We start from the raw sequence: 23,475 nt of genomic DNA, 5'->3' as shown, positions 1-23,475 counted from the left end.
TACTAAGGAGGATTATATATGAATGATGATAACTGGTTAAGTTTAATGGATGAATGGCTGAAAAACCATTTTCTTGATCCGTTGACTTCGGTATTAGATGAAACTGAGTTTCGAATTGATGTGTACGAAACGGATAAAGAATTTATTGTGGAAGCATTATTAACGAATTGCCAGAAGAGCAGCATCTATCTTTCTGTAAATAAAAATGTGCTTACTATTAAGGCAATGATTCATGATTCTAATCTTTTTGAAGAAAAACAAAGATCAATTGAATTTCCAGTTTCAATTGATCAAAATCCCATTCATGCTGTATTCGCAAATGAAATTCTTGAAATTTTTATTCAGAAGGAACAACAGCAAAACAAGAAACTAACATCTATTATTGACATTCAATTTTTATAAGGCGAATTCTCTTTCATATGTCTTTTTTAAGATATAATATTGTATTCCTTTCGTATGCTTTAAAGCACTTTTAGCATGCTTTTTCGCTACATCCTTTTCTTCTTTTTTTAATGCAATTTCCGCTAATAGTGCTTCTTTCATCCATTTCTTATTTAGCCTTTCTATCCATTGCCAGGCAGCATTAAATTGCCGCTCTTCAATATTTATTAAAGCTAAATAATAGGACTTCATTTCCGAATCTTTTATTTTCTCAGCTTCTTCTCTAAGGCCTAGAGTTTTTCCAAAATAAAGAGAAAATAAAATCGTAAATAACGGATAATGAGCTTGATATTTTTTTCGTTTCATTAGTTTCCGGTAGCTTATAATTACCCTTTTATCCTCTTTCAAACTTAAAGCATAAACAAAGCTATAATAGGGATGCTTTTTATTCTTTCTAAAAAGTTTTTCCAATTTCTCAATATTTCTAGTTGTATGAATACGATACCAGGTTGTCATTAACATCGTAACAAATACAATTACATAACATATAAAAATATTTAGAAATAGAGGAGGTGTAAAATTGTCGAGTACAAAAAAAGTAATAATTGCTACAGCTACTCCGATTATAAATGTGCCAAAAGATACCAAAAATATTCCTCCTCTACATAAACCATGCGTCTGCTAGGCTTATAATTCCTTCTTCTATTTCCTTTTCTTCTAATCCTCCAAACCCTAATAACAGAGGATAACACTCTCTTTCCTCAGCAAAATATGGTTTTGTAGAATAAACCTTAATCCCTATTTTTTCTGCTTCTGATAGCAGAATGGCTTCATTTTTAAAAGCTATACGAATAAGCAAATGTAAACCTGCTTTTTCACCAATTATTTCTACCTTATCTCCCATATACTGCTTGATGCATTGGATCAAAAAAGTATATTTTCTTTCATATACTTTTCGCATACGCTTAATATGCCGTTCAAATCCTCCTTTTTGGATAAATTTCCCTAAAGCTAGCTGTAATAGCGGGGAGCTCGATTGAGTCTCGTTATACCTTTTCGTTTTCCATTTTTCCAGTAAAACATTAGGTAATACCATATAGCTTATTCTTAATGTTGGTAAGAATGATTTAGAAAAAGTCCCCATATATATAACTCGATCATGCTGGTCAATTGCTTTCATACTTGGGATTGGCGAACCTTGAAAACGAAATTCGCTGTCATAATCATCTTCTACTATATAACCGTTCTCCCTTTCTGCCCACTCTAATAGCTCAATCCGCTTTGAAATAGGCATAATCTTTCCTGTAGGAAACTGATGGGAAGGGGTAATATAGACCAAATTACAAGAACTATTTAATAAGGAAGATAAGTCATGTCCTTCTGTTTCTAATACTGGAATAGAAGATATGGCAAGCCCTTTTTCCTGGAATACATTGCGCACGTCATTATAACCTGGCTCCTCCATCCCTATATGTAATGGGCAATCATTTAAAAGTGATAATACAACTCGGATTAGCTGCTCTGTCCCCGCTGTAATAACAAGCTGATCGGCTGTCGTCTGAATTCCACGTGACCTATATAAGTATCCAGCCACTTCTTCTCTTAATTTTAATTCTCCCTGCTTATCTCCATAATTCATCCACCTATTATGCTTGTCCTCCATTATTTCTTTAAGGGTCTTTTTCCAAGCATTTGTTGGAAAATTAGTTTGATCAATATCTCCATAATGAAAATTAACGGAATACGGCTCCATTTGCTTCTCATTATTTTTATGCTCTGATTGATTTTGTCCATCTTTATACTCATAACTAGGTAAGGAAACAACCGTATACCCACTTTTTTCTTTACTTTCTACATACCCTTCCATCCATAATTGCTGGTATGCATCAATAACAGTATTTTTACTAATCTGAATATATATTGCTAAATATCGAATGGATGGTAGTTTTGTGCCCGCTTCTATCTTCCCTGTTAAAATCTCTGCTTTAAAATAATTATATAATTGCATATATACTGGCTCCGTGCTGTCTTTATGCAAATGAATAGCCATATTCATGCTCTCCCTCTCCTTTTTCTCTCGGTTTTGTACCCTTAAAATATCTCCTAACTGTACCTATGTAATATACTCATTTCATTTTAAAATAAAGGGACAAGAAATAGAAGGAAATGATTTTAATGTGTGACAAATTATTTTTGGTGGAGGTAAGCGTAAAATGAACATATCGCAAGCAACAAAGAAAGACATCGAAGGAGTAGCTCGCTTATTTAATGAATATCGCATGTTTTATAAACGAGAAGATGATATCGTGAGTGCAGCAAGTTATATAAAAGAACGAATCGAAAACAGCGAATCTGTAATCTTCGTTGTTCAAGACGGTGATGATTACATAGGCTTTACTCAACTTTATCCTACCTATTCCTCTTTATCGATGAAAAAAATATGGATATTAAATGATTTATATGTTCAAAAAAGAGCAAGGAAAAAAGGTATCGGAAAAATGTTATTACAACAAGCAAAAGAATACGCAAAGAATAACGGAGCCAATAGTCTAAGTCTTAGTACAGCTGTAGATAATTTAACTGCCCAAAGATTATATGAGAAGAATGGCTATAAAAAGGATACGCAATTTTTTCATTATGAATTAGATTTGAATAATTAATCGATTTTATGTTTACTCTAGTTTAAATAATTTTTTATATACAAAACCCGCTTTACGGGTTTTGTATTTGTTATGCTTTGGCTGATATTTTTGTGCTTTGGCTGATTCTTTCTCTGCTTTGGCTGATTTCCTCCCCACTTTGGCTGATTCTTTCTCTCCTTTGGCTGATTTCCTCCCCATTTTGGCTGATCCTTTCTCTCCTTTGGCTGATTCCCTCCCCATTTTGGCTGATTCTTTCTCTCCTTTGGCTGATTCCCTCCCCACTTTGGCTGATTCTTTCTCTCCTTTGGCTGATTTCCTCCCCACTTTGGCTGATTCTTTCTCTCCTTTGGCTGATTTCCTCCCCACTTTGGCTGATTCTTTCTCTCCTTTGGCTGATTTCCTCCCCACTTTGGCTGATTCTTTCTCTCCTTGGCTGATTCCCTCCCCACTTTGGCTGATTCTTTCTCTCCTTTGGCTGATTTCCTCCCCATTTTGGCTGATTCTTTCTCTCCTTTGGCTGATTCCCTCCCCATTTTGGCTGATATTTTCCGCTTTAGTCTAGAAATCCTCTCGACTTTCGCCAATAATCTTTCACCACCTAAAAAAATCGTCCCTATTTCCAAAATCTCTTCTAATATGCACGTATTATTTTCATAAATTAACAAACACTACCAATACAAAGATGATGGAGGGTTTGTCTAATGAAAAAAGTTCTTTTTTCTTTTCTTCTTTTTTGGGGTTTATCTCTTCAAGCTTCTTCAGTTGCCGCCTCTCCAAGTGAGAAAGAGATTGAGAGCTTAGCCAATAACTTAGGATGGAGCACAGAAGACTTAGAAGAGTATTTATCCTTTAAAGGATTAAAAATAAGTGATTTTGATAATATTCGTGTTTTGAAAAAACAACTTGGAACTCCAATCACGCCAGCTAATCTCGATAAATTGCTTGTACAAAATTCGATGACACAGGAAGAATTAGATATTTTATTGGCTGGATTTCATGAAAGTGTAGATGATTTCTGGTTTTTAGAAGATTTAGAAGTAGCGATTGATTTTTATAAAAACCATGAAGATAAGATGCTGCAATTAGAAAAATTTCTTGAGAATATTGGTTTTGATGATAAGGAGAAGCAACAATTTTATGGCCATCTGAATAAATTGGACCCTGCTTTCTTAGCTGCAAAAGTGGAGGATTGGAAAGTAAAATTATCAACATTTCAAGCTATGGATCAAGAAGGCGGAATAAGCAAGGAAGGAAACCATGCATTAACTGATTTCTGGAAAGATTTTTTTACAGCAACTGCTTTAAAGCCAGTCATCATTAGTATCGATGATAATGGAAAAAGAAACGAACTTTCCTTGAATGATCTAAAACATAAACAGATGGATACGACAGTTGCGATTGAATTATACGATCATGATCAATTTTTAATTGGAGATGCAATTGTGACATCTGATATGGTATCTTCTGTAGATGCTATCGACAAAGTAGTTGAATTGACGGAAGTGACAGAAGGTTTAGCTAATTTATATGCTGCTCAGCTTCCTAATACGGCATCTTCTCTTCCCATTATGCTTTGCATAGGGTATATGCTAGTATTACTAGGGTTGTTTGTAACCTTCAGGAAAGTTCCCTATGAAAATTAGAAAGAAAATGGGGATCCTCTCTATTTTGATAGGATTAGGAATGATTTTCTATACTTTGTCTTGTTATATGAAAGTGGAAACTATTACAAAACAACCATTCCTTCCTAAAGATAGTCAAGTAGTTTTCTCTCCATCAGTATTTTTAAAAGAAGGAGAAAAAATGGGAGTCATCCTCGTGCCGAAATCAGAGAAAACGATTCCTATTTATGAGGGGATAAGTACGGGGATCTTAACTAAGGGAGCAGGTCATTATCCCAAAAGTGCTTTACCTGGCGAAAACAACAATGTTGTATTGTCAGGACATCGTGACACCTTTTTCCGATTCTTGAGAGATTTAAAAAAGAATGATTCTCTTATAATTCAAACAATGGAAAAAGAATATGAATATAAAATTACGAAATTCTCTATTGTCTCGCCTAATGACCGAACCATTCTTACTCCTAAATCAAGACCTGTCCTAACACTAACTACCTGTTATCCTTTCTCCTTTATTGGACATGCACCAAAAAGATATGTAGTAACAGCTACGTTAACACATTCAGAGGAATTCGGAAAAAATAATCGATCAGAATAATCCCCTAACTAGTTAGAATGATTTTTACATATGCACGTACCACAGCCAATTAAATCCCAAACAAACACACGAAGGTTAAAGTTGTACCTTCGTGTGCTATGGCGGAATCTCATAAACTTAGGCTATTTCCAAGTTTTTAAAAAATTCCTTATTCTATTTTTCCACAAAAGTATTTTTGTGAATATTTTTGGTTGTTTTCCTTGCTTTTGCATTTCATACATACTTGCAATGGTAATTAGAATAGTTCCAGCAATTAATAAATATACCCACCAAGGAAAATTACCCCAATATGGTCTAGTTTGCAATAATACATTTAATATTAATACACCAATTCCCACAAAGAAATAAGATTTATAGCGGAAATAAAATCCTGATAAAATGGATATTACCGCAAGCCCACCCAAAATGATGGCATCATAGATTGTATGAGAGAGATAGCCATCCATTGCTAAGAGCAAGGCCGAAATGGTTACAACTCCCCATTCGATCTTCGTTAATAGTCCGGACGCATGCTTGACGATCTTCTTTGCGGCAACCATGACGACAAGTACTGGTAATACTTTTAGCTCTGTCTCGATATATTCCTGGATAGAAATAATTGATAACATAGAGTAATATGGCAACAGGAGTGTAACCAAGCCAATAAGTTGAGGTACCCATTTAATTTCTTTCCCCACCCTATTTTTTTGGATAAATACTAGCAATGCGAGTAACACTCCCGGAATAACATTATCCCACTTTAAATTTGTTTCTATTACGTATAAAGAGAAAATGGTAAGAAAACTTGCTAGGAAATAAAAATCAATCCACTTTTCTCCTTCTTCCTGCCACTTTGTAATGACTGGATATACAATAGTGCTAATAAGCATAAATATAACTCCCCAAACCAGCGTAAACAGATACCGATCGATTGGCAGAAAATCATGCATGAATACTTCATTATTCATAAATAGGAAAACTATTCCAATAAACGAAACAAGATATAATTTTTCTAGATGGATCATAAGTAGCAGGAGTGCAATATAAACAAGGATGATGGTGTAAGTTATGATAGTAAAAGGTGATGCAAACATCCAATATATTATCCCAACTGAACTAAATGGTAAGAAAAAGAAAACAAGCTCTTTCTTTTCTTTTTTCAGATAATAAATCCCAAATAACGCCATTGACATTACCGTAAATGCGATGTTATAAGCATTCCCTCCTGCAAAGCCAAAAGGAAAAGCCGCTGCTATAAAGAAATAACTAGATAGATAGCTACCATATCGAAATGTCATTTTTACATATTTATTCGCTACTAAATAGACACTTATACTATAAGCAATGAATAAATAGATAAACGGCAGGAAGGAATTATTTTCTATTATTAATCGATCAATGATAATACTTCCGATAATATAAATATGGGAAAGTGTGAGAAACGGCAGCTTGAATGATGTGTTTTTTAATCCTAAAGACAGCATAAACAGACCAATCCAGCCATACTTCATAAGTAGTTCAAAAACAATTGTATCTGTGTTCCAAATAGAACCTACAAGACTGAAATAGCTAATCAAACTAACGATTCCGATTAACCAGGCTATAAGGATGTTTTTTATTTTTCGATACAAATCATAAAAAATAAAAATTGACGCTAAATATATTCCTGTAGCCACCCATTTGTTTAGTATGAAATATTCCAAAATTAACAGCAATCCAAATCCGTACATGATTTGTCCAATGAAATAGCCGTTTCTCCCCATCTGCTTATCGATTTTTTCATATATACTTCCCGTTAAGATGGTAACTAAACTTCCTAATGCTATTGACAATGGAAGTCCTTGCTTCTGGATTAAGCTAATGGATTCTGCTGTTGTAAAATAAACACAAAAAACAGTAAACGGAATTATATAGGCAAGAAGTTGCTGCTGAATTTTATTTTTTATGAAACGACTGCCGCTATATAGACTTAGGGCAATTCCTGCTATCATAAAAGGTATATACCATTTCCCTAAAAAGATTGCTGTTGATAAAAAGGCTATTAGTACCATCCAGGCAATATTATAAATGGCAGAAGGTTTTCTAATATCCTGTAATAGATACCAATTATTAAAAATCCCTAGCAAAAATAAAAGCCCGATATTAATCCCGTAGCTGACAAGGAAAAAACTGTCGAGATCTTTTATTAATGGAATTAACAGAGCAAGATTCCATAAAGCTAGGTTGATAAAGAGAACCGGCAAATAACGAATAATTACATATGTTAGCCTTTTTGCTAAAAGGATGAATTCTACAGCCAGTAAGAGATAGGCAAACACTAAATACAAACTTCCAGCGAGAAAAAGTTCCCAATAAAAAAGAATGGTTACGAAAAATGTTGCCAGAGCAATGACAAAGCTTGTAAACTCCCAAACTTTCCCCCACTCTATCTTTCCTTTTAAGATAAAGACAAAAGAAAGAAGGAAAATACTAAAGCAAGCAAAGGCTATTGGCAATAAGTCTTCTAGAATTGGATAGGTAAAAATTCGATAAAGCCCAAAGGCTATAGCAGTAGTTATGTAAAAATGATCATGCTTTCGTTTCGTTAATGCTACGGTCATAATAAATAGACTGCTGATTATCAAATAGTAAAAGCCATTTATCACACTGCTCTCAAACAGAAAAGTCATAAATAAAGCAGTTAAGATTAATTGCACTTGAACAATGGGTGTGAGTTCCTTCTGAAAATAATTAATCCATTTCATGTGCTGATACCTTAATAAAACATAGATGGTTATAAATTGATAAATGATCATAAAGAAGAAGAATCCATCTAGTGCTAATGGTAAAAAAGCAAGCAGAAAGGCAATCGTTCCAGTGATAGTCCCAATCGTTAGTATTTTATAGAGACGGGACTTTAAATAAATCGCTAAAGCTGCATATATAGGGAATAGAACCAAACCAGCGATTACTCCTAATAAGAAACGTCCCTCGCCATATATAGAAAGATAGTCACCTGCTAACTGAAAAAAGCTTATTGACAAAAATCCTATTGGAAGAAAAAGACTCCCCAGAAGAAAGAAAGCAAAGGCTGTATGGTCGATCTTTATTATTTTTTTCGATAACATGGCAAAACCAAAAAATAAGATCGAAACAAAGAAAATAGATACTGCCTTCAACCAACCGGGCATAGAGTCCCAATTACTAGTTGCAACCACTAATCCACCTATTAATAATAGAAAAACTCCTAAATAAAGCAACACCCCTATATTTCGTTCGCGCAGCTGTTCAGGAGTATGTTGTTTCTTTTGTATGGAAGGCTGCTTTTTCTTTTCTTGTTTCTCCATTACTTTTACTTTTTCTTCTATTTCTCCATTTTCTTTTAACGCCTCGTCCTCTAAATACTTTTGGAAACCAGACTTAATATCGGTATAACTCGTTTCTGTTATATATTCCTTCGAATACAATGATTCTACCATCCGATTAAAAAAAATAACCATATTTTTTTGCATTTTATGCATCCTTTCTATAATCACATGCATTTCATACCATTTAAACTAATGGTGTAATTTTACAATAAAGTTATTTATTTTTCAATATATTTTATTTTCAAAAAAAGAGGATATTCTTCTTATATAAGCGAATTTATTTTCCATATCGAAATAATTGGAGGAATGGATAGAATGGATGTTATTCAACAATATTTAAAAGAAAAAAGAAAAGAGCACTTAGAGGAATTATTCTCCTTTTTATCATTAGAAAGTATTAGTGCCCTTTCTGAACATCAAACAGATATTGATAGAACCGCAGAATGGTTAGTGGACGCTTTAACAAAAGCTGGATTAGAGAATGCTGCCATTCATCAAACAAGCGGCAATCCTGTCGTTTATGCAGATTGGCTACATGAGGAAGGGAAGCCGACCGTATTGGTGTATGGACATTATGATGTTCAGCCAGTTGATCCCCTCGAATTATGGGAATCTCCTCCCTTCACACCCGAAATTCGTAACGAAAAGCTTTATGCTAGAGGAGCCAGTGATGATAAAGGCCAAGTTTTTATGCATATTAAAGCAATCGAAGCAATTCTTAAAACGACAGGTTCAATACCAGTAAATATTAAATTCTGCATCGAAGGAGAAGAGGAAATCGGCAGTCCAGCCTTACCGTCTTTTGTAGAAGCAAATAAAGATTTATTAAGTGCCGATGTCATCGTTATTTCAGATACAGGGATGATGGAAAAAGGGAAACCAACGATTTGCTATGGCTTAAGAGGATTATGTGGGATGGAAATCTATGTAAAAGGTCCAAAAAGTGATCTGCATTCTGGGTTATTTGGAGGAGCAATTCAAAATCCTATTACAGCTTTAAGCCACCTATTAGCAAGTTTTCATGACGAGAATGGAGTCATTTCTGTCGAAGGCTTTTATGATCGGGTAACTCCTTTAACAAAGCAGGAAAAAGCTGCTTTTACAGCATTGGATATCACAGATGAATCAATTATCGAACAAACCGGCTCTCCTTCCCTGTTTGGAGAAAAAGAGTTCACTACTTTAGAAAGACTTTGGGTACGCCCAACCCTTGAGATAAATGGAGTTAAAGGTGGATTTCAAGGAACGGGCGTCAAAACAGTTATCCCTTCTGAAGCGAGAGCAAAAATAACATGTAGACTAGTTCCAGCGCAAGATCCAGATGAAATTGTTGCTTTATTGAAGAAGCATATTGAAAAGCATAAGCCAAAAGGAGTGGATGTAACGGTTCAATTATTTGATAAAGGCAATCCCTATGTTACTCCCTTTGATCATAAAGCTATTCAAGCAGCTGGAAGAGCGTATGAAAAAGTATATCAAGTACCTACTTCCTATACACGCGGTGGAGGTTCTATTCCTATCGTAGCCGCTTTTGATCAAATTTTGCAATTACCAGTTGTCTTAATGGGATTCGGCTTACCAGATGAAAACTTCCATGCTCCAAATGAACATTTTCATCTCGAAAACTATGACAAAGGCTTAGAAACCATCTGTCATTACTGGTTCGATCTGGCAGAGGTTTGGTAAAAATAGCGCGAACTAACACTAAATATCAAATCAGCTCCCGTCTCCCTGCTCCTTTGAAGGATAATCCGCCATTAGCATAGATAAAGGGAGCTGTATTTTAAACTACAAATTTAGCTAATTAATTTCCAATTCTTCATAGACATAGGTTGTATGATCTATTTTTTCAAAATACTCATTTTGTTTTCCGTTTTCTATATACATAGTCAGTTCATGCATTGCTCTTGTACAAGCTGTGTAAAATAATTCTTTCTCTAATTCGCCTTCATAGCTGGAAGCATTATAAAGGATAACTCCATCAAACTCTATTCCTTTTGCTAAATAGGCTGGTATCACAGATATACCTTTTTCATAAGAAGTCGTTCCTTTTTGAATCAAACGAACATCCAATTTTGCTTTAAGTCGCTTATATACTTCCTTACTTTCTTCAATTGTTTTGCAAATGATCGCAATTGTTTTATGGCCTTTTTCCATCCACTCTTCTATTTTCTTTTGGATGTTCTTTATTTTCTTTTCACTATTTGCCGCATTTACGACTGCAGGTTTTTCACCATGGCGATTAAATGGTTCAATTAAGTCTCCATTTACAGTCAAGCCTCTTGTAAACTCAATTATTTCCTTTGTTGAACGATAACTTTTCATTAACTCTATTCGTTCAACTTCTTCACTCTCTTCATTTCCAACAATCTCATTGTGATGGTGTGCATAGATAGCTTGGTTAATATCGCCCAAAAGCGTCATTTTACTATAGGGAAAAAGTTCCTTCAAATAGTTAATTTGGAAATCAGAATAGTCTTGTGCTTCATCAATAAATACTTGGCGAATACCAGACGTTGATTTTTTGCCTTCTAGTTTATCTTTTAAGTAAGCAAAAGGAGTTCCATCCTCATACGCAAGGAAGCTTTGATTAAGATTAGCAATCGTTTGTATTCCTATCGTTTGCCACTCTTCCTTTGATAACTCTTTAGGACATGCTAAATGAAAAATATTTTTGTATATAGCAGCAAAATCAATAAACCTCATTTTTTTTACGGCTGCATAAATAGATTTAAAATATCGGTTTACAATAATCTTGCGTAAAAATTTTTCCTCTTCCTCAAAATACGCAAATTCTTGCTCTTTTCCATTTTTCGTTTCAGATGCATGGAATGCTTCTAAATATTCCTCTTTATCTAACAGCTGAATTTCTTCATCCACCCAAGGTTGATTTCTTTCTGCTTTAGCATGTTTTTTCATTTCCTTTTGCGCCCATTCAATTAATAATTGCATTCGATTGGGAATCGTAATAGTGCTATCCATTTCGTAAAATTTTCGCGTCAGTTCTTCGCTAGAGATAAATACTTTTTTCCGAAACATAATATCCTTAAATACAATCCCATCATTCTGCAGATGTTGAAGATATTCATCGATTAGCTCTTTAAATGCAGCACTACTTTTATATTGAATACTTATTAATCTTTGCGCTTTTTTTGCCTTGTTTGTTTCTGTTAACAAATACTCTAATTGAGAAAAGGAGTCTTCCACTTGATAAGATTTGCCAATCCTTGATTGCAAATACTCATAAAAGGTAGACTGACGCATATTCTCTTCTCCCAGCTCTGGCAGGACAGTGGAAACATAACTATTAAATAATGGGTTTGGCGAAAATAGCATAATATTATCCGATTTTAATGTATCTCGATGTTTATATAGTAAATAGGCAACTCGTTGCAAAGCCGCGGAAGTTTTCCCACTTCCAGCAACTCCTTGTACAAGCAAATATTTACTTTTATCATTTCGAATAATTTGATTTTGCTCCTTTTGAATAGTAGCAACAATTGATTTCATCATGGAGTTGGCATTATTACCAAGCACTTCTAGTAATAATTCATCTCCAATAGTAACACCAGTATCAAATAAGCTGATTAGCTTTCCATCACGGATAATGAATTGTCTTTTTAACAATAATTCCCCATTAATTTTACCACCTGGTGTTTGATAAGACGCTGGTCCTGGTGAATAATCATAATAAACACTAGAAATCGGTGCCCTCCAATCATATATGTAAAACTCTTCATTCTTTTTATCCATAAATGAACGTATGCCAATATAAACTGGTTCAGTTTCCTCCCCCTCCTCCTTAAAATCAATCCTTCCAAAGTAAGGAGAATCCTTTAATTTATGAAGAATCTTTTGTTGTTTATGAATCTGTCCATATGTTCGCTCCCGCTCACCAAGTAGTTCTGCTTGCTGCTTAATACTTGTAAATGTTTCAATGACATCATCTGGTTCATCTAAATTTACAGTAACATCTTCCCAGAAACTAGAACGCAGCTGACTTACATCACCGCCAATATGGTTAATATCAGTTTCTAATACTGTTAGCTTCTCTTCAATTTGTTTACGAACGAAATCTATTCGTTTTTGTTCCTGGTCTTTTTCTAGTTGTTCCTTATTGTTCATAGTGTCTCCACCCCTAATAAATTATCTTGACAAGCAGAATCATTTTGTGATATCATTATTATAGAAATAATATATTCTTTTCTAAAAATGAATTCACTAACAGATTCATTTATTTTAACATATCTATCAACAAATTACCATTATTATAATAAAAGACATCCCATATCCTTTACGGATATGGGATTTATTATGTGTTTAGTTATATTTTTGCCATGTTCCGTTTGATTAAACCTAACTCCTTCGCTCATTTTTAAGCAGAAAGACAAAAATGGACTCCTACACGTTCATAAAATCTTGATAGATCCATAAGCCGAAATAATGATAAATAGCCTGCAACCTAAAGAAAATATTTCAACCTCTCCTGTCTGATAACCAGATATAGCAAAAATGATTATAAAATATTTTTATGTTTATTAGCAAAAAAATCTCTTTCCACTCACTGGAAAGAGACTTTTTTTGCTTATTCTTCCGCTGATTCCTCTGAATCAGCCTTGCTAGTATTACCTTTTATATAATTATAATCCTCACGATTTATTGGTTTAAATCCATCTGGTTTATGGAATCGCAATAAATCCTTCGTCACGATGCTATCAGATGCTTGTAATTCAGCAGCTGCTGCTTCCGCTTGTTCTTTTCCTTTTTCTGCATCCACTAACTCGCCATTAGCATCATAATAGTTATCGCCTATCTTCGTTAGTGTAGGAGAAACAAAGTCACCATTTCTAAATGGAACAGTTTCACGATGCTGCTTAGAAAGCAAATCAGAACCAACTTGTAAATAGTCCTTTGTATCAATACCGAGAAGATGCATTAACGTTGGCATTACATCTACTTCGCCACCGTATTTACTTACGACATTTCCTTCTACACCTGGTACATGAATAAATAATGGTACACGTTGTAACTGCGTGTTCATAAATGGTGTGATTTCCTCTTCACCAAGTACTTTTGCCATTGCTTTATTATGATTTTCAGAAATTCCATAATGGTCACCATACATAACAATCACTGAATTATCATATAAACCAGATTCTTTAAGTTCTTTAAAGAATAAACGGATTGATTCATCTAAATAATGAGCAGATTGGAAATAATGGTTTACAGCATTGTCACCAAAGTCACCTGCTGGGAAGTCAGTATCCCCCTCATCCATTTCAAATGGATGGTGATTAGATAGTGTAATAAACTTTGTATAGAATGGCTGCTTTAACCCTTCAAGCAGAGGCATACTCTGTTCGAAGAACGGTATATCCTTCATACCATAGTTTTTTGTATTTTCTTCTGACATATCATAATACTCTGCGTCAAAGAAATAATCATATCCAATCGTTTTATACATTTCATTACGATTCCAGAAAGTTTTATAATTTCCATGGAATGCAGCGGAGGTATATCCTTCCCCTTTTAAAATAGCTGGTGCTGATTGCAGTGTATTTTGCGCTTTGTTTACAAAAACAGCTCCTTGGGACATTCCATATAGAGAATTTTCCATCATAAATTCTGCGTCAGATGTTTTTCCTTGTCCTGTTTGATGGAAGAAATTATCAAAATAGAACGTATTGTCATCTTTGATAAGTGAATTTAAAAATGGTGTTACTTCTTCTCCATTTAATTTGTAATTAATAATAAAGCTTTGTAAAGACTCTAATGAAACATAAATAACGTTTTTACCCTTTGCAGCTCCGAAGTATTTGTCATTTGGCTCTTCATAATTAGCACTAATAAAGTTTTGTACTTCCGTAATATCGCTGCTGTCCGCCAATGCTCTTTGACTTTCTGAACGCGCATTTTGGACGATATCATAAATTGTGAAGTTATATGCACCTAAATATTTCACTAGATAGTTTCTATCAAATGAACGACTTAATAATTGCGGGCGATCTGCCTCCGCTAAACCTAAATTAATAACAAATGTTAAAATAGCTAGTGCAAAAACGGATTTTGCTGCTCTTCTATTTTTTTGTACCGTAGGTTTATACGCTTTAGTTGCAAGTAATACGATTAAAATAATTACATCTAGGAAATAAAGTATATCATAAGGTTTAAGTAACGATAGAATACTATCACTTAATTGTCCACCATTTACCTTAACCTGCGTTATTACCGGAACTGTTATAAAGTCCGTAAAGAAGCGATAATACACTATATTTGCATATAATAATGCTGACATTAATGCCGTAATAATCGTAATATAGATAGGCTGTGCTTTCCCTTTAACAAATAAAGCAAGTCCAATAAAGAGCAGCGCTGAGCTCAATGGATTAATAAATAGTAGAAATTCCTGCATAGGTCCCTGTACGCCAATGCTGAACTCTACTTTATATCCAATATACGTTTTCATCCAAAATAAAAATATGGCGATTAAAAAGAAAGAAGAATGTTTTGTTAAAAATTTGCGAAATAATTCTACCGTACCTTTCAATCCCGTTCACCTCAATTCAAATAATTAATATCTCTTAATATAATGTTTATTTTCCCTTAATTAGTGCTACCTTATCTACATATGTTACTGCCCTTCTTTTTGTTCATCTTCTTTCAGAAGTAGCAGATGATGAAATGACGTAATCCATTATAACACATCATTTTCAAAATGGTCATTTCTTTTCCTTCCTATTAATGTAAATTTACATTAAGAAGATTTCAAATTAACCACATCTTACATTAAATTAATGAATATTACCAGCAATATCTATATTTATACGAAAAAAAGAAAGAAAAGCACATGTTTTGTGTTTTTTCGACAAGAATTTATACTAACATTTTTTTCGCAAAAGGAAAATGGTAAATACTCACAGTTCTTTCTTACTACCCTAGGAATAAGTAAGTTAAACAGCGGATAAGCATATTTAATCTTTCCATTATTAATAGTATAATGATTAGGATATTAAAAGGAGGAATTCTACTTGGTACAAATTGATCAAAAAGAATATTTCGATTTATTAGAACAAATATTGAATGTTACAAGTCCTTCAGGAAACACAGAAACCATTATTCAATTAATGGAAAAATACTTACATAGCGCAAATATTTCAACATATCGAAATAATAAAGGGGGATTAATTGCAACTATTCCAGGCAAAATCTCAGAAAAGCAGCGGATGTTGACTGCGCACGTTGATACACTTGGTGCTATGGTGAAAGAAATCAAAGCAAATGGTCGCCTCCGCTTAGATTTAATTGGCGGATTTACGTATAACAGCATTGAAGGAGAAAATTGTATAATTGAAACTTCTTCTGGCAAGACATATACAGGGACAATTCTCCTTCATCAAGCATCAGTTCATGTATATAAGGAAGCAAGAACTGCTGAGCGCAATCAAGCTAATATGGAAGTTAGAATTGATGAAATCGTAAAAAACCAAGAAGATGTTAAAAAACTAGGCATTTCTGTTGGTGATTTTGTTTCTTTTTATCCGCGGGTGGAGATTACCCCATCTGGATTCATTAAATCTAGGCATTTAGATGATAAAGCTAGTGTGGCCATTCTGTTATTATTAATGAAAAAAATAACGGAAAATAATATTGAGCTTCCGTATACAACTAATTTTCTTCTTTCCAATAACGAGGAAATTGGCTATGGCGGCAATTCAAATATTCCAATCGAAACAATCGAATATATGGCTGTTGATATGGGGGCAATGGGAGACGGACAATCCACAGACGAGTATACTGTCTCCATCTGTGTGAAAGATGGTAGTGGACCATACCATTATGCCTTACGAAAAAATCTTGTTCAATTAGCTGAAAAACACGAAATTCCCTATCAATTAGACATTTATCCATATTATGGATCGGATGCATCTGCCGCAATACGATCTGGTCATGATATTAAACATGCATTAATCGGACCAGGTATCGATTCCTCTCATGCATACGAACGCACCCACTTTTCGTCTATTGAGGCAACTGGTCAATTGATTTATCATTACCTGTTAAGTGATTTAGTCTAATTTCTAGCCAACTACCAATGAGCTTTAAGACGTTCACATAATGTAATTGTAATGCGTCCGGATAGATAGATGGTGGTTTCTTAATAGAAAAAAGAGGATGACATCTTTTATTATGAGTCACCCTCTTTTTTGTTATTCAGGCCTTTTCCCTTTTTGCAATTCCTCAATTGTTAAACCAAAATCCATTTGAAAATGGGGATAATCTTTAAAGTTTGCCCAATCGCCACCCCATTGAAAACCTAAAGATTTCGCTATTTCAACCACTTCTGACCAATCGCTTTTGCCATTCCCATTACCATCATATTTCATATCCCAAATAACGACTCCATTAATATCCATAAGAGCAAAATCAATCGCTAGTCCATAATTATGATACGACTGGCCTCCTTTTGCATTTGTGACAATGGAACCTTCTCTCGTTCTTCCTTGTTCATATAAGCGATTCTGTTCCTCTACACTCCTGAAGTCCTCTGTGATAACTACCCGAATTCCAATATCACCAGCTTTTTTAACAAGAATATCCTTCTTTTCATTTACAACCGGGTTTAATTCAACAGGCATTGGAACATCCCTATAATCAGGCTGGTTTAATTTCCAATATAATAGAAGAATAAAGAAAAAAATCAATATAATAAATAGGCTTCTTCCATGCTTCTTTCTTTTTTTTCGCAAAATACCGCTCCCAGCTTCTAAAGTTATTATTAGGTTTTCCTCCAAAATGATTCTTTCATTTCGTTATCGTAAATATTCAAATCGCGTAGTACTTCCCGTTTGCCCAGCGATTACCTCGAGTCTAATTTCCATTCGATCTTTCAATTCTGGAACATGGGAAATCACCCCAACTAATCGACCTGAATTTTGGATGTCCATCAATGTTTCAATTGCTTGATCCAATGATTCTGGGTCTAATGTACCGAAACCTTCGTCAATAAACATCGTTTCAAGGGAAATACCACCAGCAAAGTTTTGCACAACATCACACAATCCTAACGCTAGGGCAAGTGAAGCTTTAAAGCTTTCTCCTCCTGACAGTGTTTTCACATGCCTTTCTTGGCCTGTATACTGGTCAAATACGAGTAACTCTAAACCACTTTGGACATTTCCTTTTGATCGGTCACTCTTGCGGACAAGCTGATATCGTCCGCTTGTCATTTTATTTAATCTGCTATTGGCTTGAAGCAATATTTCATCCAGGAAAGAAGCCAATACATAGCGTTCAAAAGTAATTCGTTGAGCATTTTGTCCTCTGGAAATATCATATAAGTGACCGACAAGTTTATACTGATTTTCCAGATCCTTTACTTGTCGATTTATTGAAATCACCTGATTATATATTTCTTTATTTTCTTTTTGCTTTATTAACATATTTGTATGTTCTTCCTGCAATTTATTTGCTTCTTCGATAATAGTCTTAAGCTTATTTTGAAGATCTTCCATGTTCGGAATGGTAATATCTTTAAGCGTATTTTCTAAATCCTTTAATCGATCGGAAACAGACCGACATTCTTCTCGGTAAGCTTGTACTGACTCTTTGAGCTTCTCTACTTCCTTTTCCAACAATTTACTATCTGAATAAGAGCGATAGGTTGAAAAACCTTGCTTTGTCATGCTTTCTAAAAAAATCTCTCTTTCTGTCTGCAAGCTATCAGTGAGCTGTTTAATTTGTTTTTGTACACTTTCGAAACGGACGGATTCTTTTTGCCAATTTTCTTTCGACATCTGCACTTTTTCTTGCGCTAACTTTAATTGAGCTTCTAACTTCTCTAACTGAAGCGAACTTTCCTTCCACACTGTTTTATACCGAGATAGATCACGCAGTTCAGCTGGAATAGCATCTTTCATATTTTTCCATGTGGTATTATGTTCTGTGTATTGGATAGTAGTCTCTCGCATCACCACTGCTATTTTTTCAAGCTCAGATTGCAATTCATGATAGCGGCGCTCAGCACTAACAAGAGATTGTTCCATCTTATCTCTTTCTGTCAATTGTTCCTCAAGTCTCTTCTGTTCGGTATTAATTCTGTGAAGTTCGCTTTTAATCGTATTTACTGCTATCGTACTTTCTTCATTAGTAAAATCCGGATAAATATCTTTCACTTTCATTAGCTTATTTTGAGCATCTTCCTCTAATAATTTCCACTGTGTATTTGCTTCAAGCCAAGCCGCTTCTGCTTTTGCCTTTTCCCTCTCTATTGCTTCAAAATCTTTTTTCGCATTCTTACGGTCTTCTTCCGTTGCATTGTCTTCATGATTTCTATTTGTTGCCGGATCAGGGTGATGTACACTTCCACAAACTGGACAAGCCTCGTCTGGCTTTAAGCTGCTCGCTAAAATATATGATTGATTGATAAGCCATTTATTTTCCAGTTCTTCTACTAGTTTTTTTGCATCTTCCACTCTTCTTAGTGTATTGTCTAGCATTTTTTCCTTTGATTCCGCATCTACTTTTTGTCTCATCGTGCGATTTAGTACTTCTAAATAATCATTCATTTTCTCTAAGATAGATTGTAAATTCCGGAGCTTGTCTTTGTTTTCTAGCAGCATTTCCTTTATTCCGTCTAACTGCTTTAAACGTTCTTTCACATTTTGTATCATTACTTCTTTCTCTTTTCGTTGATTTTGAAGTAACGCTTCCTTAGCCCCTAGACTATCTAAATCTTTTTTTATAATGCTTAGTTTTCCTTCTACTTCCGCAAAACGAAAGACATCCTTCTCCATATTTTTTAAATCGACAAGATAATCAGACAACTGTTTTCGTTCTACTTCTTTTTCTACCTCTTGATTTAGTTGTTTTTCTGCCTCTTTTAATTGACTATTAAGCTTTTCTAACTTGAATTGAATCATTTTCTCTTCTAAATTTCTTTCATCGATTTGTTTTTTTAAATGATGGCAAATTTCTTCCTGTTGGGCAAGAAGCGCTGCTTTTTGCGCCATATTAATTTTATTTTCTGTTTCTGCATATTCCTTCTGTTGATTATTTAGTTCTTTTAAACGGGTAGAAAGCTCTTCTTTAAGCTTTATTTGTTTTAATATAGATTCTGCTTCATATAAATGTTGCTTCAAACTATCTCGATCTGTGTTTTTCCGATCCAATTTTTTCTGTAGCTTTTCTATCTCTTCTCCCATTAATACAATTTCTTCTTTTAATAGAGGAAGAATCGCCACATCATTATCACGATCTGCTTCCAATTGAGTGATGAGATCCTGATGATAAACTGCCGTTATTTTCGATAAGGCATTGGTACGTAACAGCACTTTTTGTTCTACTTCTTTTTTTAGTGCTTGTGCTTGTTCCTTTAACTTCTCTTCAATCCGCTTATACATTTCCGTATGAAATAATCGCTGTAGGATATTTTCTTTTTCTTTACTATCGGATGTAAGCAATCTACGAAATTCTCCTTGAGGGATCATTAGAATTTGCCGAAACTGATTGCTATCTATTTGCATGATTTCTTTTACTTTTTCATCGACATCACGGATAGAGGAGGCAACAAGTTGTTCATTTCCATCTGCATCAAACGTATATAATTCTGCCTTAGCACCGATAGTTGTATATCCATCTCCTCTTTCCTTTTTCTTCTCTTGCTGAGGTGCTCTTGTAATTAAATATCGGTTTTCTTTTAACTTAAACTCAAAACTGACTTCTGTTAATAAGGAGTCTTCAGCGAACTGGCTTCTTAATTCTGGACCATTGCGGTCTTCTCCACTTGCTTTCCCGTATATCGCATAACTAATTCCGTCAAAAATCGTTGTTTTCCCAGATCCCGTTTTTCCTGAAATAACAAACATAGTACGATTTCCTAAAACAGTAAAATCAATGACTTCTTTTCGTGCATATGGGCCAAATGCTTGCATCGTTAGCTTTAATGGTCTCATTTCGCTCCCTCCTCTCTTAGAACCTGGTTAATGACCGTTGTCATCCATTCCTGTTTTTCTTGCGTAAAATCGGCTGTTGTCATTTCTTCATAAAAAGAAGCGAATAACTCTAATTCATTTTTTTGAACTTCTTTTTGAACTTGTAAAATACTCTTTTCTTTCCGGTCTTTATTTTCTATTTTTCTTTCTAAATGAAGAACATTGGGATAAACTTGTCTTAATTTTTGAATCGGATCAAGAATTGCCCCTTCATCAAGTAATGTAATTTTTAAATAATCATCTACTTTTTGCTGCTGATAATAGGAAACGTCTAGCAATTCTTCTAAGTATCCTTCCATTTCTCGCATATCTCTTTTCGGCATTAATGTTTGATAGCTTTGCGTGAAATTCCCTTTTTCATCTATTTCAATGATAGATACTGATTTCTTCTGTTTTGCTTCAGAAAAAGAATATTTCATCAATGATCCCGAATACTTTACAGTTGGATGATGTATAGCATCTGGACTGTGCAAATGTCCTAAAGCTGTATAAGAGAAGGGCGCAAATAATTCTGCACCGACACAGCCAGATCCGCCAACAGATAATATTCTCTCAGAATCTGTTGTTTTTCCGCCAAGTACAAAGCTATGTCCGATGAATACATTTGGCTCATTTATATTTAAATTACTTTCGATCTTGCTAATAATCGCTTTCATTGCATCATGATGATTAAGAATAGTATCATCCGCTAATAATTTTCTTACCACTACCGGCTCACAGTATGGCACTAAATAAAAATTCACACCAGAAAATGAAATCGGAGTAAAGCTATTTTCTATTTTACCGTTTAAATAAAAACGATTCTTCTGATACCAAGAGCTTCCAAAAGATAATCTTTCGGCACTATCATGATTTCCGGAGATCGCAAGAATCGGAGTATTTAACTCGACATTAATAAAATATAATACTTCATCCAATAAATTCACGGCATCAGTCGGAGGGATCGAGCGATCATATAAATCACCGGCTATAATAACTGCATCTGGTTTTTCTTTCTCCACTAGGTCCATAAATTGTTTCAGCATAAATCGTTGATCTTCTGTCATATACAAACCATGCACTAATTTTCCTAAATGCCAATCGGCTGTATGAATAAATTTCATTACTTTCACCTCTATGTTTATGAAAAAAACTTACGTTTTTTTAGTATATTAATTATTAATAAAAGAATATATTCTATTATTATAACAAACTATGAAAAGATGAGGATATCAGAGAAGGAGTAAACCAATTATTTCTATAAAAGGAGACATTATTCGTTTGACAGATTACCAAAAGAAAAAGGCCAGACCATTTTTTGGTCTGACCTTTTATATATGAAGAGTAGCTATCCTTATATTTTAGTAACGTTAGCAGCTTGTGGTCCACGTGCACCTTCAACAACTTCAAATGAAACGTCTTGGCCTTCTTCTAGAGATTTAAAGCCTTCAACTTGAATCGCTGAGTAGTGTACAAATACGTCATTACCATCTTCAGCTTCAATGAATCCAAACCCTTTTTCTGCATTAAACCATTTTACTTTACCGTTTTTCATGTAAAAAAATCCTCCTAAAAAAGCTTGCTAGCTTCATCTTTTAATTACCATTTTCACGCATAAGCATTTGGCTATTAATCTATCATTTTAAGTTGTTGATTGAATAAATAACATACTAAATACGTCAATAACGGTTAATGTAAATTTAACAGTTTTAGCTATTATTGTCAATAGAAAACCCTTTCATTTTTCGGATAATTATAAATTCCGGTTATTTTTTTAGCGATATACTACTTTTTGATTAATTCTGGTAAACTCTGAATAGATTTTATCATTATATCTAACTTTGTTTCGATACGATTCAGCAGATAAAAGCTGACAACTATCGGAAACCCTACTTGGCTTATAAATGATATAACCTCATCCACTCTGTACGCCTCCCAATAAAGTTTACCTATTACGTTTCAGGCGGATTAATTATTCCCAGACGCAATAGGTAAGCTGTTTAACTTGCTATTTATGCGTTAGATTTCATAATCTGTTACCATTCTTTCCACTAATCGAATTCCTTTTACCGCCATTAAATCACCATTATTTGAAGTAAAGACCTTGGATGCAATAATACTTTGCATGACAGTTAATACTTCTTCAGAATTAACTGGTTCAATCGGGCTTTCAAGGGATAATTTTGAAGTTTTTCCATTACTCGTTTCAAATGTGATCTCTAATGTTTTTGCCATTATAATTTCTCCTTTCTATTTTTTTACTATTGCTGTGAAAATCACTATGCTTCTACTATTTCTGAAGTGTCATTTCGTTCAACCGAGTACAAAGAATAGGTCACTAATGTTGCCATCCCTTGTGCAGCTGCAAAAATTTGTTCTGGAGTTGCCATTTCATTTAAATTTCTAAACGTCTTTGTTACAAGATTCGGCTCTCCATTTTCTTTCATTCCATTTAGAAAAGCCAACTTTAAACTTGCTTCATTCCAAAGCGCTTGTGCCATCAACTCTCACCTCCTTTCAACTTTTAAATAGAGAGAAAAAGTCAAAAAGGACAGTTGTTTTTTTAGAAGCATGAAAATAGTACTTTCTGCTGATGACAATGGTTATGTAAACAATCCGATTTTCTCATCTGTGCATACGATAATCATATAAAATAAAGGAGGGAAGATACTTTGGAATGGTTACAGAGTTTTCTACTGGAACATTATTATATATTAGTACCGGTCCTATGGATTATTGGTTATGCACTTAAACAAACACCCATTATCTCTGATTGGTTGATCATTTGGATTCTTCTTCTAACCTCCATTTCTTTAGCAGCTTTTGCTTATGGAATGACATTTGAAGCTATCACAAATGGAATTATCGCAACAGGCGTATCTGTATTTGGACACCAGCTTGCAAAGCAGACTATATTTAAGGATAAATCTAAATGACAAT

The 23,475-nt window shown here is 34.2% G+C and carries 20 protein-coding genes; 7 read left to right on the top strand and 13 right to left on the bottom strand.

All coding sequences use genetic code 11. From position 1 onward, the window contains the following. Positions 1–18: 18 nt before the first annotated feature. Positions 19–402 (top strand): Hsp20/alpha crystallin family protein, encoded by a 384-nt coding sequence (locus NST77_RS07910; RefSeq protein WP_095328525.1) that lies wholly within the window; start codon positions 19–21, stop codon positions 400–402. Here NST77_RS07910 and NST77_RS07905 read toward each other — a convergent pair. Then, positions 397–1,029, bottom strand: a complete 633-nt coding sequence (locus NST77_RS07905; RefSeq protein ID WP_171509613.1) for a hypothetical protein — start codon at positions 1,027–1,029, stop codon at positions 397–399. The two genes, NST77_RS07910 and NST77_RS07905, sit on opposite strands and share 6 nt — an antisense overlap. 13 nt (positions 1,030–1,042) lie before the next feature. Continuing rightward, a complete protein-coding gene (gene pdxR, locus NST77_RS07900) occupies positions 1,043–2,437 on the bottom strand; it encodes a MocR-like pyridoxine biosynthesis transcription factor PdxR (protein ID WP_341122877.1) in 1,395 nt (464 codons plus the stop codon). 157 nt (positions 2,438–2,594) lie between these two features. On the opposite strand from pdxR, the gene NST77_RS07895 reads away from it, so the two are divergent. Then, on the top strand, positions 2,595–3,041 hold the full coding sequence (locus tag NST77_RS07895) for a GNAT family N-acetyltransferase (protein ID WP_171509612.1): 447 nt from the start codon (positions 2,595–2,597) through the stop codon (positions 3,039–3,041). Between the two features lie 17 nt (positions 3,042–3,058). Here NST77_RS07895 and NST77_RS07890 read toward each other — a convergent pair whose 3' ends face one another. Continuing rightward, the gene (locus tag NST77_RS07890) at positions 3,059–3,607 is read right to left on the bottom strand and encodes a hypothetical protein (RefSeq protein WP_341122876.1); all 549 of its coding nucleotides are present in this window, start codon (positions 3,605–3,607) and stop codon (positions 3,059–3,061) included. Positions 3,608–3,724: 117 nt separating this feature from the next. Here NST77_RS07890 and NST77_RS07885 point away from each other — a divergent pair, with 117 nt between their 5' ends. Both NST77_RS07885 and NST77_RS07880 read left to right on the top strand, forming a co-directional pair. Further along, the gene (locus NST77_RS07885) at positions 3,725–4,666 is read left to right on the top strand and encodes a processed acidic surface protein (RefSeq protein ID WP_095328522.1); all 942 of its coding nucleotides are present in this window, start codon (positions 3,725–3,727) and stop codon (positions 4,664–4,666) included. Then, the gene (locus NST77_RS07880) at positions 4,656–5,240 is read left to right on the top strand and encodes a class D sortase (RefSeq protein ID WP_095328521.1); all 585 of its coding nucleotides are present in this window, start codon (positions 4,656–4,658) and stop codon (positions 5,238–5,240) included. Before NST77_RS07885 ends, NST77_RS07880 begins: the two co-directional genes overlap by 11 nt. 122 nt (positions 5,241–5,362) lie before the next feature. On the opposite strand, the gene NST77_RS07875 is transcribed toward NST77_RS07880, so the two are convergent. Beyond that, positions 5,363–8,677 carry a hypothetical protein gene (locus tag NST77_RS07875; protein WP_341122875.1) on the bottom strand — a complete coding sequence of 1,105 codons (3,315 nt, stop codon included), beginning with the start codon at positions 8,675–8,677 and terminating at the stop codon, positions 5,363–5,365. Between the two features lie 204 nt (positions 8,678–8,881). On the opposite strand from NST77_RS07875, the gene NST77_RS07870 reads away from it, so the two are divergent. After that, positions 8,882–10,252: a dipeptidase gene (locus NST77_RS07870; protein ID WP_172859744.1), complete on the top strand. Its 1,371-nt coding sequence runs from the start codon at positions 8,882–8,884 to the stop codon at positions 10,250–10,252. Positions 10,253–10,366: 114 nt separating this feature from the next. On the opposite strand, the gene helD is transcribed toward NST77_RS07870, so the two are convergent. Both helD and NST77_RS07860 read right to left on the bottom strand, forming a co-directional pair. Further along, positions 10,367–12,691, bottom strand: coding sequence for an RNA polymerase recycling motor HelD (helD, locus tag NST77_RS07865; RefSeq protein WP_123259453.1), 2,325 nt, complete (start codon positions 12,689–12,691; stop codon positions 10,367–10,369). Between the two features lie 460 nt (positions 12,692–13,151). Beyond that, positions 13,152–15,032 carry an LTA synthase family protein gene (locus NST77_RS07860; RefSeq protein ID WP_341123736.1) on the bottom strand — a complete coding sequence of 627 codons (1,881 nt, stop codon included), beginning with the start codon at positions 15,030–15,032 and terminating at the stop codon, positions 13,152–13,154. A gap of 562 nt (positions 15,033–15,594) precedes the next feature. Between NST77_RS07860 and NST77_RS07855 the strand changes: the two genes are divergently transcribed. Further along, positions 15,595–16,641 (top strand): M42 family metallopeptidase, encoded by a 1,047-nt coding sequence (locus NST77_RS07855; protein ID WP_123257639.1) that lies wholly within the window; start codon positions 15,595–15,597, stop codon positions 16,639–16,641. A 132-nt stretch (positions 16,642–16,773) separates the two neighbouring features. On the opposite strand, the gene NST77_RS07850 is transcribed toward NST77_RS07855, so the two are convergent. The 7 genes from NST77_RS07850 to NST77_RS07820 all read right to left on the bottom strand — a co-directional run bounded on the left by NST77_RS07850 (position 16,774) and on the right by NST77_RS07820 (position 23,036). Continuing rightward, positions 16,774–17,313 carry a M15 family metallopeptidase gene (locus NST77_RS07850; RefSeq protein ID WP_171509609.1) on the bottom strand — a complete coding sequence of 180 codons (540 nt, stop codon included), beginning with the start codon at positions 17,311–17,313 and terminating at the stop codon, positions 16,774–16,776. Between the two features lie 63 nt (positions 17,314–17,376). After that, the gene (locus tag NST77_RS07845) at positions 17,377–20,517 is read right to left on the bottom strand and encodes an SMC family ATPase (RefSeq protein ID WP_341122874.1); all 3,141 of its coding nucleotides are present in this window, start codon (positions 20,515–20,517) and stop codon (positions 17,377–17,379) included. Next, complete coding sequence (locus NST77_RS07840) at positions 20,514–21,659, bottom strand: exonuclease SbcCD subunit D (protein WP_095328513.1); 1,146 nt, start codon at positions 21,657–21,659, stop codon at positions 20,514–20,516. Before NST77_RS07840 ends, NST77_RS07845 begins: the two co-directional genes overlap by 4 nt. 230 nt (positions 21,660–21,889) lie before the next feature. After that, the gene (locus tag NST77_RS07835; protein WP_031537602.1) at positions 21,890–22,090 is read right to left on the bottom strand and encodes a cold-shock protein; all 201 of its coding nucleotides are present in this window, start codon (positions 22,088–22,090) and stop codon (positions 21,890–21,892) included. Between the two features lie 230 nt (positions 22,091–22,320). After that, entirely contained in the window at positions 22,321–22,458 is a 138-nt protein-coding gene (locus NST77_RS07830) for a YvrJ family protein (protein ID WP_095328512.1), read from the bottom strand. Between the two features lie 96 nt (positions 22,459–22,554). Continuing rightward, positions 22,555–22,770, bottom strand: a complete 216-nt coding sequence (locus NST77_RS07825; RefSeq protein WP_163188568.1) for a DUF2922 domain-containing protein — start codon at positions 22,768–22,770, stop codon at positions 22,555–22,557. Between the two features lie 44 nt (positions 22,771–22,814). After that, positions 22,815–23,036 carry a DUF1659 domain-containing protein gene (locus NST77_RS07820; RefSeq protein WP_163188566.1) on the bottom strand — a complete coding sequence of 74 codons (222 nt, stop codon included), beginning with the start codon at positions 23,034–23,036 and terminating at the stop codon, positions 22,815–22,817. 171 nt (positions 23,037–23,207) lie between these two features. Between NST77_RS07820 and NST77_RS07815 the strand changes: the two genes are divergently transcribed. After that, complete coding sequence (locus NST77_RS07815; RefSeq protein WP_095328509.1) at positions 23,208–23,471, top strand: phage holin family protein; 264 nt, start codon at positions 23,208–23,210, stop codon at positions 23,469–23,471. Positions 23,472–23,475 lie beyond the last annotated feature (4 nt).

This window comes from Niallia sp. FSL W8-0177, assembly GCF_038006285.1.
Lineage (GTDB): Bacteria > Bacillota > Bacilli > Bacillales > Cytobacillaceae > Niallia > Niallia circulans_A.
The sequence above is the reverse complement of the archived record's forward strand: the minus strand, read 5'-3'. Positions and strand labels throughout refer to the sequence as shown.